The 12,905-nt window shown below is 72.7% G+C and carries 12 protein-coding genes; 4 read left to right on the top strand and 8 right to left on the bottom strand.

Annotated elements, in window-relative coordinates:
- Positions 1-58: 58 nt before the first annotated feature.
- The 3 genes from ACP4J0_RS03215 to ACP4J0_RS03205 all read right to left on the bottom strand — a co-directional run bounded on the left by ACP4J0_RS03215 (position 59) and on the right by ACP4J0_RS03205 (position 3,471).
- Positions 59-1,705, bottom strand: a complete 1,647-nt coding sequence (locus tag ACP4J0_RS03215) for a phospho-sugar mutase (RefSeq protein WP_426597068.1) — start codon at positions 1,703-1,705, stop codon at positions 59-61.
- Positions 1,706-2,075: 370 nt separating this feature from the next.
- Positions 2,076-2,912 (bottom strand): purine-nucleoside phosphorylase, encoded by an 837-nt coding sequence (locus ACP4J0_RS03210; RefSeq protein ID WP_426597067.1) that lies wholly within the window; start codon positions 2,910-2,912, stop codon positions 2,076-2,078.
- Positions 2,913-3,033: 121 nt separating this feature from the next.
- A complete protein-coding gene (locus ACP4J0_RS03205) occupies positions 3,034-3,471 on the bottom strand; it encodes a gamma-glutamylcyclotransferase (protein WP_426597066.1) in 438 nt (145 codons plus the stop codon).
- 84 nt (positions 3,472-3,555) lie between these two features.
- Here ACP4J0_RS03205 and ACP4J0_RS03200 point away from each other — a divergent pair, with 84 nt between their 5' ends.
- Complete coding sequence (locus ACP4J0_RS03200; protein WP_426526475.1) at positions 3,556-5,004, top strand: NAD(P)H-quinone dehydrogenase; 1,449 nt, start codon at positions 3,556-3,558, stop codon at positions 5,002-5,004.
- A gap of 179 nt (positions 5,005-5,183) precedes the next feature.
- Positions 5,184-6,188 (top strand): DeoR/GlpR family DNA-binding transcription regulator, encoded by a 1,005-nt coding sequence (locus ACP4J0_RS03195; protein ID WP_426597065.1) that lies wholly within the window; start codon positions 5,184-5,186, stop codon positions 6,186-6,188.
- A gap of 322 nt (positions 6,189-6,510) precedes the next feature.
- On the opposite strand, the gene ACP4J0_RS03190 is transcribed toward ACP4J0_RS03195, so the two are convergent.
- Positions 6,511-8,283 carry an acetyl/propionyl/methylcrotonyl-CoA carboxylase subunit alpha gene (locus tag ACP4J0_RS03190; protein WP_426597064.1) on the bottom strand — a complete coding sequence of 591 codons (1,773 nt, stop codon included), beginning with the start codon at positions 8,281-8,283 and terminating at the stop codon, positions 6,511-6,513.
- A gap of 430 nt (positions 8,284-8,713) precedes the next feature.
- Here ACP4J0_RS03190 and ACP4J0_RS03185 point away from each other — a divergent pair, with 430 nt between their 5' ends.
- Positions 8,714-9,193, top strand: a complete 480-nt coding sequence (locus ACP4J0_RS03185) for a hypothetical protein (RefSeq protein WP_426597063.1) — start codon at positions 8,714-8,716, stop codon at positions 9,191-9,193.
- On the opposite strand, the gene ACP4J0_RS03180 is transcribed toward ACP4J0_RS03185, so the two are convergent.
- The 4 genes from ACP4J0_RS03180 to ACP4J0_RS03165 all read right to left on the bottom strand — a co-directional run bounded on the left by ACP4J0_RS03180 (position 9,162) and on the right by ACP4J0_RS03165 (position 11,882).
- On the bottom strand, positions 9,162-9,785 hold the full coding sequence (locus ACP4J0_RS03180; RefSeq protein WP_426597062.1) for a Maf family protein: 624 nt from the start codon (positions 9,783-9,785) through the stop codon (positions 9,162-9,164). The genes ACP4J0_RS03185 and ACP4J0_RS03180 overlap by 32 nt on opposite strands.
- Before the next feature lie 48 nt (positions 9,786-9,833).
- Positions 9,834-9,962 (bottom strand): morphogenic membrane protein MmpB, encoded by a 129-nt coding sequence (mmpB, locus tag ACP4J0_RS03175; RefSeq protein ID WP_426597061.1) that lies wholly within the window; start codon positions 9,960-9,962, stop codon positions 9,834-9,836.
- 110 nt (positions 9,963-10,072) lie between these two features.
- Complete coding sequence (locus tag ACP4J0_RS03170; protein ID WP_426597060.1) at positions 10,073-10,279, bottom strand: acyl-CoA carboxylase epsilon subunit; 207 nt, start codon at positions 10,277-10,279, stop codon at positions 10,073-10,075.
- Between the two features lie 10 nt (positions 10,280-10,289).
- Complete coding sequence (locus ACP4J0_RS03165; protein WP_426597059.1) at positions 10,290-11,882, bottom strand: acyl-CoA carboxylase subunit beta; 1,593 nt, start codon at positions 11,880-11,882, stop codon at positions 10,290-10,292.
- A 111-nt stretch (positions 11,883-11,993) separates the two neighbouring features.
- Here ACP4J0_RS03165 and ACP4J0_RS03160 point away from each other — a divergent pair, with 111 nt between their 5' ends.
- Positions 11,994-12,860 carry a biotin--[acetyl-CoA-carboxylase] ligase gene (locus ACP4J0_RS03160; protein ID WP_426597058.1) on the top strand — a complete coding sequence of 289 codons (867 nt, stop codon included), beginning with the start codon at positions 11,994-11,996 and terminating at the stop codon, positions 12,858-12,860.
- The last annotated feature ends 45 nt before the right edge of the window (positions 12,861-12,905 follow it).

The raw sequence follows: 12,905 nt of genomic DNA, 5'->3' as shown, positions 1-12,905 counted from the left end.
GGGTGGGGGCACCCCATCGGGGTCGAGTGATCAGCCTCGCGCGGTCAGATTCGCGCGGTCAGATGCCCGCCGCCGTCGACAGGTCCCGCTTGAGGGCCGTCAGCAGGTCCGTCGCCTTCGCGCGTGCTCCGGGCAGATCGGCGCGCGCCGCTACCGGGACGACCACCTCCAGGTAGCACTTCAGCTTGGGCTCCGTGCCGCTCGGGCGGACGACCACCCGGGCGCCGTCGAGGGTGTAGCGCAGGCCGTCCGTGGGCGGCAGCGTGTCCGTGCCCCGGGTGAGGTCCTCGGCCTTCGTGACGGGGAGGCCCGCGAGGAGCGTGGGGGGCTGTTCGCGCAGGCGGCGCATCGCGGCGGCGATGACGGAGAGGTCCTCGACGCGGACCGAGAGCTGGTCGGTGGCGTGCAGGCCGTGCTCCACGGCGAGGTCGTCGAGGAGGTCGAGGAGGGTGCGGCCCTCCTCCTTGAGGGTCGAGGCCAGTTCTGTGATCAGGAGGGCCGCGGTGATGCCGTCCTTGTCGCGTACGCCCTCGGGGTCGACGCAGTAGCCGAGGGCCTCCTCGTAGCCGTAGCGCAGGCCCTCGACACGGGCGATCCACTTGAAGCCGGTGAGGGTCTCCTCGTACGGCAGGCCCGCCTTCCCGGCGATGCGGCCGAGGAGGGAGGAGGAGACGATCGACTCCGCGAACGTGCCGTGCGCACCGCGGCCGACCAGGTGGGCGGCGAGGAGGGCGCCGACCTCGTCGCCGCGGAGCATGCGCCAGTCGGTGCCGTCCTGTACGGCGACGGCGAGGCGGTCGGCGTCCGGGTCGTTGGCGATGATCAGGTCGGGGCCGGTCTCGCGGGCCTTCGCGAAGGCGAGGTCCATCGCGCCGGGCTCTTCCGGGTTGGGGAAGGCCACGGTGGGGAAGTCCGGGTCGGGGTCGGCCTGCTCGGTCACGAGGGCGGGGGAGGGGAAGCCGGCCCGGGCGAAGGCCGCGAGGAGGGTGTCCTTGCCGACGCCGTGCATCGCGGTGTAGACGGTGCGCGCGGTGCGCGGGGAGCCCTCGGAGAGGACCGCGTCCGTGCGGGCGAGGTAGGCGTCGAGGACGGAGTCGTCCAGGATCTGCCAGCCGGTCTCCGGACGGGGCACGTCGTTCAGCGAGCGTACGGCGTCGATCTCCGCGGCGATCCGGGCGTCGGCGGGGGGCACGATCTGGGAGCCGTCGCCGAGGTACACCTTGTAGCCGTTGTCGCGGGGCGGGTTGTGGCTGGCGGTGACCTCCACGCCGGCGACCGCGCCGAGGTGCCGTACGGCGAAGGCGAGGACGGGGGTGGGGAGGGGGCGGGGGAGGACGGCCGCCCTGAGACCGGCGCCGGTCATCACCGCGGCGGTGTCGCGGGCGAAGTCGGCGGACTTGTGGCGGGCGTCGTAGCCGATCACGACCAGGCCGGCTGTGCCGTCCCCGTGCTCGATCCCCTGCTTCTTCAGGTACGCGGCCAGGCCGGCGGCGGCCCGGATGACGACGGAGCGGTTCATGCGCATCGGACCGGCGCCGAGCTCGCCCCGCAGGCCCGCGGTGCCGAACTGGAGGGTGCCGGAGAAGCGTGCGGTGAGCTCGTCGTGGTCCTGGGCGTCGATCAGCTCGGCGAGTTCCGCGCGGGTGTCCGCGTCGGGGTCCTCGGCCAGCCATGCCCTGGCCCGTGCGAGGAGGTCGTCGTGCACGTCGGTCAGCCTCTCTGTGGTCGTGGTCTGTGCGGGGGCCTGCGGCGGCCTGTGCGGGGTGGGTGGGGGTGCGGGGACCTGCGGCGGCCTGCGCGGGGTGGGTGGGGGTGGCTCGGTGCGTCGTGTGGTGGGTCGGGGCCGCGCCGGGGGGTGTCCGTCCTCGGAACGGCGCGGAATCGGTCGGCCACGGAAGTGCCGGCGCGGACGCGCCAACCGCTGCGGGCGGACACCCCCCGACACGTCCCCTTCTCGCCGTACGCGGCTCTCCGCCCGTCGCGCACCGGGGCTGCGGGCAGTCGTGCGGCCGGGGCGGCACGGGTGGGCGGTGGGCCGCGTCACCCGTACCGCACCGGCGTCGGTGGACCGGCGGCTACAGCCGTCCCAGCACCTGCGTCAGCAGCGACCCCATCCGGGCGGCGGAGTCGCGGCCCGCCTGCAGGACCTCCTCGTGGTTGAGGGGCTCCCCGGTCATGCCCGCCGCGAGGTTGGTCACCAGCGAGATGCCCAGCACCTCCGCGCCGGCCTCGCGGGCGGCGATCGCCTCCAGCACCGTCGACATGCCCACCAGGTCGGCACCGATGACGCGGGCCATGCGGATCTCGGCCGGCGTCTCGTAGTGCGGGCCGGGGAACTGGGCGTAGACGCCCTCCTCCAGCGTGGGGTCGACCTCCTTGCACAGGGCGCGCAGGCGGGGGGAGTAGAGGTCCGTCAGGTCGACGAAGTTCGCGCCGACGATCGGGGAGGTGGCGGTGAGGTTGATGTGGTCGCCGATCAGGACCGGCTGGCCGGGGCGCATGCCCTCGCGCAGGCCGCCGCACCCGTTGGTCAGGATGATCGTCTTGGCGCCGGCGGCGACGGCCGTGCGGACGCCGTGGGCGACGGCGGCCACCCCGTGACCCTCGTAGTAGTGGGTGCGGCCCAGGAAGACCAGCGCGCGCTTGTCACCGATGGCGTACGAGCGGACCCTGCCGCCGTGTCCCTCCACCACCGGCTTCGGGAAGCCGGGGAGGTCGGTGACCTGGAGATCGGCCTCGGGATCGCCCAGGGCGTCCACGGCCGGTGCCCAGCCGGAGCCCATCACGAGGGCGACGTCGTGGGTCTCGGCGCCGGTGAGTTCGCGCAGGCGGGCCGCGGCGGCGTCGGCGGCGGCCCTCGGGTCTGCTGGGGTGGCGCCCTGGATGTCGTCCGGAAGAAGAGATGCGTTCACGCCGAAGAGGGTAGCCGGTTTACGCCTACGCGCGTAGATGACAGAGCTCACGGGATTGCGATCGTTGTCCTGTCGTTTCCGACGAAGGACCGTTTCCAGGTGGGGCGAGGGCGACCGCGGCTCAGCAGGGGCGCTTGCGGAGCTCCATGACGTAGTCGTGCGGCGCGCCGGCCGATTCCGCGGCGTCCGCGACCCCGCCCAGGTAGCGGGCGGAGGGCAGGCCGCCCTCGTAGGCGTTCAGGACGTAGGTCCAGGCGCCCTCTTCGCCCTCCAGGGTGTGGACGCGTACGCGCGTACGGCGGTATATGTCCAGCCCCACGCCCTCCCAGCGGTCCATCGACTCCTCGTCCATCGGGGCGATGTCGTAGAGGGCCACGAAGACCTGGGAGATCGGATCCTCGACGAGGGTCGCGAGCGCGCCCTCCCAGCCCATGTGCTCGCCCCCGAAGGTCAGCCGCCACCCGTTCAGCCAGCCGGTGGCGCGCAGCGGCGAGTGCGGGGCGCGGCGGGTCATCAACCGCGCGTCGAGGTTGCCGGCGTAAGCGGCGTAGAGCGACATGGGGAGAGGGTACGGCAGGCTCCCGGGCGCCGCTCTTGTAACAGACGTGCCCCCGGGCGGCCCCACGTTGAAGGGTGCGGGACAATGGAGTACGTGACTCGGATCGTGATCATTGGCGGCGGACCCGGCGGATACGAAGCGGCGCTGGTGGCCGCGCAGCTCGGCGCGGAGGTGACCGTCGTCGACTGCGACGGTCTGGGCGGGGCGTCGGTGCTGACCGACTGCGTGCCGTCCAAGACCCTGATCGCCACGGCCGAGGTGATGACCACCTTCGACTCGTCGTACGAAGAGCTGGGGATCATCGTCGCCGACGACACCCCGCCCATGGAGCAGACCGCCCGGGTGGTCGGCGTGGACCTGGGCAAGGTCAACCGGCGTGTGAAGCGGCTCGCGCTGGCGCAGTCGCACGACATCACGGCCTCCGTGACGCGCGCCGGGGCGCGGGTCGTGCGCGGGCGCGGGCGGCTGGAGGGCATGCAGGCGCTCGACGGGTCGCGGAAGGTCGTGGTGCGCGCCGCCGACGGGAGCGAGGAGACGCTTACCGCGGACGCGGTGCTCATCGCGACCGGCGGGCATCCCCGTGAGCTGCCGGACGCCCGGCCCGACGGCGAGCGGATCCTGAACTGGACCCAGGTGTACGACCTCGAGGAGCTGCCCGAGGAGCTCATCGTCATCGGGTCCGGCGTGACCGGTGCCGAGTTCGCCGGCGCCTACCAGGCCCTCGGGTCGCGCGTGACGCTCGTGTCGTCGCGGGACCGGGTGCTGCCCGGCGAGGACCCGGACGCCGCCGCCGTGCTGGAGGACGTGTTCCGGCGGCGCGGCATGAACGTCATGTCGCGGTCGCGGGCCCAGTCCGCCAAGCGCGTGGGGGACCGGGTGGAGGTGACGCTCGCCGACGGGCGCGTCATCACCGGGTCGCACTGCCTCGTGGCCGTGGGCGCCATCCCCAACACCGAGGGCATGGGGCTGGAGGAGGCCGGGGTCAAGCTCAAGGACTCCGGGCACATCCGGACCGACCGGGTGTCGCGGACCTCGGCCCCCGGGGTGTACGCCGCCGGTGACGTGACCGGCGTCTTCGCGCTCGCCTCGGTCGCCGCCATGCAGGGGCGCATCGCCATGTACCACTTCCTGGGCGACGCCGTGACCCCGCTGAACCTGAAGACCGTCTCGTCCAACGTCTTCACGGACCCCGAGATCGCCACGGTCGGGTACTCGCAGGCGGACGTCGACGCCGGCCGGATCGACGCCCGTGTCGTCAAGCTGCCGCTGCTGCGCAACCCCCGGGCCAAGATGCAGGGCATCCGGGACGGCTTCGTCAAGATCTTCTGCCGGCCGGGCACCGAGATCGTGGTGGGCGGTGTCGTGGTGGCACCGCGCGCCTCGGAACTCATCCATCCCATCTCGATCGCGGTCGACAACAACCTGACGGTCGAACAGATCGCGAACGCCTTCACCGTGTACCCCTCTCTTTCGGGGTCGATCGCCGAGGTGGCACGGCAGTTGCACACGCGGAAGGCCGGCGGGGAGGGCTAGGGCGGGAGCCCGCGGCCGGAACCGGATCCCCGCTGGTCACGGGGAGTTGCGGAGTGTGTGGGCGGCATAGGCGGCCGGAGTAGGCGCATATACCACTTCCCGCCCTGCCCTGCGAACAACTTCTGTTATTCGGCGCATACTGCTGAAAGCAGACGGTCGTTGGGGTTACTGTCAGTTTCGTGTTCGCTGCAGAACGTCGCCAATTGATCCTCGAAATGGTGCGAGCGAACGGGGCCGTGTCGCTCCGTGAGCTCGCCCGCGTCGTCCAGACCTCCGAAGTGACCGTACGGCGGGACGTGCGCGCACTGGAGGCAGAAGGACTCCTCGACCGCCGGCACGGTGGTGCGGTACTGCCGGGTGGCTTCACGCGAGAGTCCGGCTTCCCGCAGAAGTCCCATCTCGCGACCGCCGAGAAGACGGCCATAGCCGACCTCGCCGCGGGCTTCGTCGAAGAGGGCGAGGCCATCGTGGTGGGGGCCGGCACCACCACGCAGGAGCTGGCCCGCCGGCTCGCGCGGGTGCCCGGCCTGACCGTCGTCACCAACTCGCTGCTCGTCGCCCAGGCCCTCGCCCACGCCAACCGGGTCGAGGTCGTGATGACCGGCGGCACCCTGCGGGGGTCCAACTACGCCCTGGTCGGTTCGGGCGCCGAGCAGTCCCTGCAAGGGCTGCGGGTGTCCAAGGCCTTCCTGTCCGGGAGCGGGCTGACGGCGGAGCGGGGGCTGTCCACGTCCAACATGCTGTCGGCGTCCGTCGACCGCGCGCTGGTGCAGGCCGCCGCCGAGGTCGTCGTCCTCGCCGACCACTCCAAGCTGGGCACGGACACCATGTTCCAGACCGTGCCCACGGACCTCATCACCCGCCTGGTCACGGACGAGCCGGCCGCCCACGACGACCGCGCCGCCACCGAGCTCCAGGCCCTGGCCGACCAGGGCGTGCAGATCGCCGTGACCGGGGCGTCGGGGGGAGCGGCGACCGGCTCGGGAGGCCCCGCGGCCCCGGGGGTCTCGGGGACCTCCGGCAGTGATGCCGTCCCGGCACGCCAGCAGCGCCGGGACGTGCCGCTTCCGGGACCACGCCGTCAGGTCCCGGGAGCTGCGGCCGGCCTGCGGTCGGCGACGGCCCTGGGTGAGCAGAACGCCGGGGCGGAACGGGCACGCGTCGCGGACATGCGCCGACGCTGAGCCACCGCACGGTCCGTCGCGTCCCCCGGCACCAACGGCGGGGGCGCCCGGCGGACCGCTGTGGTCCACCGGGCGCCCCCGCCCCGGACGTGCGTACGGTCGTCAGGCCCTCGTCGGCCTGCGTCAGGTTCCGTCGGGCCCACGTCGGGCCCCACGTCGGGCCTCGGTCGGGCCCACGTCGGGTCCTCGCCAGGCCTCCGTCGGGCCTCCGCCAGGCCCTCGTCGGCCTGCGTCGGGCCCTCGTCGGGCCTCGGTCGGGCCCACGTCGGGCCTCCGTCAGGCCCGGTCGGGCCTCCGTCAGGCCCGACGCTCGGCCCTTCGCTCAGTCCTTGATCTCGCAGATCGCCGCGCCCGACGTGACGGACGCGCCGACCTCGGCGCCCAGGCCCTTGACGGTGCCGGACTTGTGGGCGTTGAGGGGCTGTTCCATCTTCATGGCCTCCAGGACGACGATCAGGTCGCCTTCCTGGACTTCCTGGCCCTCCTCCACCGCGATCTTCACGATGGTGCCCTGCATCGGGGAGGCGAGGGTGTCGCCCGAGGCCGCCGGGCCGGACTTCTTCGCCGCGCGCCGCTTGGTCTTGGCGCCGGCCGCCAGGCCGGTGCGGGCCAGGCTCATGCCGAGGGACGAGGGGAGGGAGACCTCCAGGCGCTTGCCGCCGACCTCGACGACCACCGTCTCCCGGCCGGACTCCTCGTCGGCCTCGGCGCCGGCCGGCGCGGTGAAGGGCTTGATCTCGTTGACGAACTCCGTCTCGATCCAGCGCGTGTGGACCGTGAACGGGTCGGTGGAACCGGTCAGCTCCGGGGCGAAGGCCGGGTCCCGGACCACCGCACGGTGGAACGGGATCGCCGTCGCCATGCCCTCGACCTGGAACTCCTCCAGGGCGCGGGCGGCACGCTGGAGGGCCTCGGCGCGGGTGCGGCCCGTCACGACCAGCTTCGCGAGCAGGGAGTCCCACGCCGGGCCGATCACCGACCCGGACTCCACGCCCGCGTCCAGGCGGACGCCGGGGCCGGTCGGCGGGTTGAAGGCGGTGACGGTGCCGGGGGCGGGGAGGAAGCCCCGGCCGGGGTCCTCGCCGTTGATGCGGAACTCGAAGGAGTGACCGCGCAGGGCGGGGTCGCCGTAGCCGAGTTCCTCGCCGTCGGCGATGCGGAACATCTCGCGGACCAGGTCGATGCCGGCGACCTCCTCGGTCACCGGGTGCTCGACCTGGAGCCGGGTGTTGACCTCCAGGAAGGAGATCGTGCCGTCCACGCCGACCAGGAACTCCACGGTGCCCGCACCGACGTACCCGGCCTCCTTCAGGATCGCCTTGGAGGCCGCGTACAGCTCCTTCACCTGCGCGTCGGACAGGAAGGGGGCCGGGGCCTCCTCCACCAGCTTCTGGTGGCGGCGCTGGAGCGAGCAGTCACGGGTGGAGACGACGACCACGTTGCCGTGCTGGTCGGCCAGGCACTGGGTCTCCACGTGGCGGGGCTTGTCCAGGTAGCGCTCGACGAAGCACTCCCCGCGGCCGAACGCGGCCACCGCCTCACGGACGGCGGAGTCGTACAGCTCGGGGACCTCTTCGAGGGTGCGGGCGACCTTCAGGCCGCGGCCGCCGCCGCCGAACGCCGCCTTGATCGCGATCGGCAGGCCGTGCTCCTCGGCGAAGGCGACGACCTCGTCCGCGCCCGAGACCGGGTCCGGGGTGCCCGCGACCAGCGGGGCGCCGGCCCGCTGGGCGATGTGGCGGGCGGCGACCTTGTCGCCCAGGTCGCGGATGGCCTGCGGCGGCGGGCCGATCCAGATCAGGCCGGCGTCCAGGACGGCCTGGGCGAATTCGGCGTTCTCGGACAGGAATCCGTAGCCGGGGTGGATGGCGTCCGCGCCCGACTCGCGCGCCGCCTTCAGGACCTTCTCGATGTCCAGGTAGCTGGTGGCGGGGGTGTCACCACCCAGGGCGAACGCCTCATCAGCGGCGCGGACATGCAGAGCGTCCCGGTCCGGGTCCGCGTAGACGGCCACGCTCGCGATCCCGGCGTCCCGGCAGGCCCGGGCCACGCGGACAGCGATTTCGCCACGGTTGGCGATGAGCACCTTGCGCACGATTGAGGCTCCCTCCTTGAAACAAGCCGAGTTTAGGGACTGCCGACACGACACTTCGACCCGTCCCCAATGGTGAGCTTGCCCACACGGAGCGTGATTCGAGGCTCGCTCGACCCGCGAAATCCCTTGTCGTACCGCGATACGCAGGACTCCTCGAAGAAACCCTAGCCCCCCGGTGTGGGCAAGGTCTCTGTAAGAGGGTGCTGCGTGCCACCGGGTTTCTTTGTCGAGTCCCTACGAATGGCCCAATGATTCTTTGCCCGACGCAGACCCCTTGTCGCGAGGTTTACCCGTTAGTAGCGTTCCGGATGCCGAAGAAGACGCACGGCCCGGAGAGTCTCCCCGAGGGGTGGCGGGCCGGGCGGCGGGCGGGCGCGCCCGGGGCAACCGGCTGTCCTGTGCGGCAGCGGCCGAAAGGGGGCGGGGACCGGTGACAGTGCGCAGGCCGGTGGCGTGGACCGTGGCGGTCGTGCTCTTCGCGGAGGCGGCCGGCGTCGCGGCGCTGAACTGGTTCCTCGGAGTCGTCGTCGACCGGCAGAACATGTCCCTGGCGGGTCTCGACCCGGACGCGATGTCCGTGTCGTCGAAGATCGGCGGTGTCGTCTTCGGGCTCTACTTCGCCCTGTGCGGGCTGGTCGCCCTGCTCGTGGCGCTGCGCGACCGTCCGCCCGCGGGCCCCGGCCGGATCCTGCTGGTCAGCGCCGCCGTGGTGCACGGACTGCTCGGGGCCTTCACCTGGGGGCTGGTAGGCCCGCGGGCCTTCCTGTTCATGGTCGTCGTGCTCGCCCTGATCGTTTTGCTGCTGGTGGCCTACGACGCGGGCGAGGAGCCCGCGGCAGGGCTCCCCGGGGACCGCGGGGGCGACGACGGCTCCCCGGTCATCCCGCCGTCGGCGCCCACAACTCCGTGATGCCGACCCCGAGCTCGGCGAGCAGCCGGCGTACGAGGGGCAGGCTGATGCCGATCACGTTCCCGTGGTCGCCCTCGATGCCGTCGACGAACGGGGCCGAGCGGCCGTCCAGGGTGAAGGCCCCGGCGACGTACAGGGGCTCGCCGGAGGCCACGTAGGCCGCGATCTCCTCGTCGGTCGGCTCACCGAAGCGGACGACGGTGGAGGCGGTGGCCGAGACGTGGCGGCCGGAGGCGGTGTCCCAGATGCAGTGCCCGGTCTGGAGCGTGCCCGCCCGTCCGCGCATCGCCTTCCAGCGGGCGGTGGCCTCCTCGGCGTCCGCCGGTTTGCCGAGGGCCTGGCCGTCCAGGTCGAGCACCGAGTCGCAGCCGATCACCAGGGCGCCGTGCACCTCCGGCTTCGCGGCCACGACGGAGGCCTTGGCCTCGGCGAGGGCGAGGGCCAGCTCGGCGGGGGTGGGCGCGGTGACGGCGTCCTCGTCGACGCCGCTCACCAGCACCTCGGGGGCGAGCCCGGCCTGGCGGAGCAGGCCGAGCCGGGCCGGGGACTGGGAGGCGAGGACGAGTCGGCGGCGCGGCTGCTGGTCTGTCATGGGACCAGGGTATCGGCGGCGCCGGGGGCCGCCCGGGACGCCGGTGCCTCAGCTCGAGCCGATGACGATCATCGCGAGGACCATGGCCACCGCCAGGAAGACACTCAGCCGCCGCAGCATGTTCTGCATGTCGCGCAGTTCCTTGGGCGGCTCGTTCTCGGGGTCGGACCACAGCATGCCACCAGCGTGGGGCTCGGGCCCGGGGCGGCGCTTGAGTACGGGTACTTATTTGGGGCGCGGGGTTGCCGTGCTGTGCGGCGGTTCCTCGCGCCCCAGGGGCGTACGTCTCAGCCCGGCCAGTAGGTGCGGCCCCAGGACGCCGGGCCCGGGTGGGGCAGCTGGTGGCCCGCGATGCGGGACGGGTCGGACCACGCGTCGCGCGTCCCCTCGGCGCCGGACGGCTCGGCGGCTGCCGTCGCGGCGCGGGCGCGGACCACCGCCAGAGCGGCGGCCAGCTCCTCCGGGGTGGGGTTGCCCCGTACGACCTTGATCACGTCAGGCTCCTTACAGGGGGATGTTGCCGTGCTTCTTCGGGGGAAGGGATTCCCGCTTCGTACGCAGCTGACGCAGGCCGCGGACGATGTGGCGCCGGGTGTCGGACGGCATGATCACCGCGTCGACGTAGCCGCTTTCGGCCGCGACGTAGGGGTTGAGGAGGGCGTCCTCGTACTCCTGGATCAGGCGGGCGCGGGTGGCCTCGGCGTCGTCACCCGCGTCGGCGATGGTGCGGCGGTGCAGGACGTTGACCGCGCCCTGGGCGCCCATGACGGCGATCTGGGCGGTGGGCCAGGCCAGGTTGAGGTCGGCGCCCAGGTGCTTGGAGCCCATGACGTCGTAGGCGCCGCCGAAGGCCTTGCGGGTGATGACCGTGATGAGCGGGACGGTGGCCTCGGCGTAGGCGAAGATCAGCTTGGCGCCGCGGCGGATGATGCCGTCGTGTTCCTGGTCGACGCCCGGCAGGAAGCCGGGGACGTCCACGAAGGTCAGGACGGGCACGTTGAAGGCGTCGCAGGTGCGGACGAAGCGGGCCGCCTTCTCGGACGCGGTGATGTCCAGGCACCCGGCGAACTGCATCGGCTGGTTGGCGACGACACCCACCGGGCGGCCCTCGACGCGGCCGAAGCCGGTGAGGATGTTCGGCGCGAACAGCGGCTGCGTCTCGAGGAACTCGGCGTCGTCGAGGACGTGCTCGATGACGGTGTGCATGTCGTACGGCTGGTTCGCCGAGTCCGGGACGAGCACGTCCAGCTCGGCGTCCTCGTCGGTGACGGCGAGGTCGGCCTCCTCGGGGAAGGCGGGCGGGTCGGAGAGGTTGTTGGACGGCAGGTACGACAGCAGCTGCTTGACGTACTCGACGGCGTCCTTCTCGTCGCCCGCCATGTGGTGGGCCACGCCGGAGGCGGTGTTGTGGGTGCGGGCGCCGCCCAGTTCCTCGAAGCCGACGTCCTCGCCGGTGACCGTCTTGATGACGTCCGGGCCGGTGATGAACATGTGCGAGGTCTGGTCGACCATGACCGTGAAGTCGGTGATCGCGGGGGAGTAGACCGCGCCGCCCGCGCACGGGCCGACGACCAGGCTGATCTGCGGGATGACGCCGGAGGCGTGGGTGTTGCGGCGGAAGATCTCGCCGTACGCGCCGAGCGAGGCCACGCCCTCCTGGATGCGGGCACCGCCGGAGTCGTTGATGCCGATGACCGGGCAGCCGGTCTTCAGCGCGAAGTCCATGACCTTGACGATCTTCTGGCCGTAGACCTCGCCCAGCGCCCCGCCGAAGACGGTGAAGTCCTGCGAGAAGACGGCGACGGGGCGGCCGTCGACGGTGCCGTAACCGGTGACGACGCCGTCGCCGTAGGGGCGGTTCGCGTCCAGGCCGAAGCTGGTGGAGCGGTGCCGGGCGAACTCGTCCAGTTCGACGAAGGATCCCTCGTCGAGCAGGAGACCGATGCGCTCACGGGCCGTCAGCTTGCCCTTGGCGTGCTGCTTCTCGACGGCGCGTGCGGAACCGGCGTGCGTCGCTTCCTCGATACGGCGCCTGAGATCCGCGAGCTTGCCCGCGGTCGTGTGGATGTCGGGCTGCTGCTCTTCCGGCTCGGACATCGGGATGCGGCTCCCTGCCTGCTCAAACGGTGGGGACGGTTACTCATCCGTAGAGTAGTGGGGGGCCTTCCGATCGGCAGTGCGGTGTTTCCCACACCTATCGTGGCTTGCATGACGCCCCGAGATGCCTCTGACTCCCCCCGCAACCGGTGGTCCGACCTGGACCGGCCGCCCCTCAACACCACGGCCCTGCGCCGGGGGCTGGTACGGGAGGGCGGACTGTGGCGGCAGGTGGACGTGGTGCAGCGCACCGGCTCCACCAACTCCGACCTCGTGGCCCGCGCCGCCGAGGGGAAGCAGGCGGAAGGGGTCGTCCTCGTCGCCGAGGAGCAGACCGCCGCGCGGGGCCGCCTGGACCGGCAGTGGACGGCACCCGCCCGCTCCGGGCTCTTCTTCTCCGTACTGCTGCGGCCCGCCGAGGTGCCCGTGGCCCGCTGGGGCTGGCTGCCGCTGCTCACCGGTGTCGCGGTCGCGACCGCGCTGTCCCGGGCCGCCGGCGTCGACACGGCCCTGAAGTGGCCCAACGACCTGCTGGTGACGGTCGGCGACGAGGAACGCAAGGCGGGCGGCATCCTCGCCGAACGGGCCGGTGACGACGGGGTCGTCATCGGCGTCGGCATCAACGTCAGCCTGCGGGCGGACGAGCTCCCGGTGGCACGGGCCGGGTCGCTCGCGCTGGCCGGGGCCGTGAGCACCGACCGGGACCCCCTGCTGCGCGGGGTGCTGCGGTCGCTGGAGGACTGGTACGGGCGGTGGCGGGCGGCGGGGGGCGACCCGGCGGCCAGCGGACTGCAGGAGACGTACGCGGCGGGGTGCGCGACGCTCGGGCGGGTCGTGCGCGCGGAGCTCCCGGGGGAGCGGTCACTCGTGGGGGAGGCGGTGGCCGTGGACGGCGACGGGAGGCTGGTCCTGGCCACGGAGGCGGGGGTGCAGGAGCCGGTGGGGGCGGGGGACATCGTGCACCTGCGGCCGGCGTGAGCACGCCCGCCCGTGCGGCCCCCGGGCCGGCGTGAGCACGCCCGC

This window comes from Streptomyces sp. WG7 (genome assembly GCF_049975785.1).
Lineage (GTDB): Bacteria > Actinomycetota > Actinomycetes > Streptomycetales > Streptomycetaceae > Streptomyces.
This window is presented reverse-complemented; position numbering and strand designations above follow the sequence as displayed.

Excerpts from the sequence above, each read along its gene's own strand:
- ACP4J0_RS03205 (WP_426597066.1), bottom strand. The coding sequence starts at position 3,471 with ATGTCGCTCTACGCCGCTTACGCCGGCAACCTCGACGCGCGGTTGATG.
- ACP4J0_RS03200 (WP_426526475.1), top strand. The coding sequence starts at position 3,556 with ATGGAGTACGTGACTCGGATCGTGATCATTGGCGGCGGACCCGGCGGA.
- mmpB (WP_426597061.1), bottom strand. The coding sequence starts at position 9,962 with ATGCTGTGGTCCGACCCCGAGAACGAGCCGCCCAAGGAACTGCGCGAC.
- ACP4J0_RS03165 (WP_426597059.1), bottom strand. The coding sequence starts at position 11,882 with ATGTCCGAGCCGGAAGAGCAGCAGCCCGACATCCACACGACCGCGGGC.
- ACP4J0_RS03180 (WP_426597062.1), bottom strand. The coding sequence starts at position 9,785 with ATGACAGACCAGCAGCCGCGCCGCCGACTCGTCCTCGCCTCCCAGTCC.
- ACP4J0_RS03160 (WP_426597058.1), top strand. The coding sequence starts at position 11,994 with ATGACGCCCCGAGATGCCTCTGACTCCCCCCGCAACCGGTGGTCCGAC.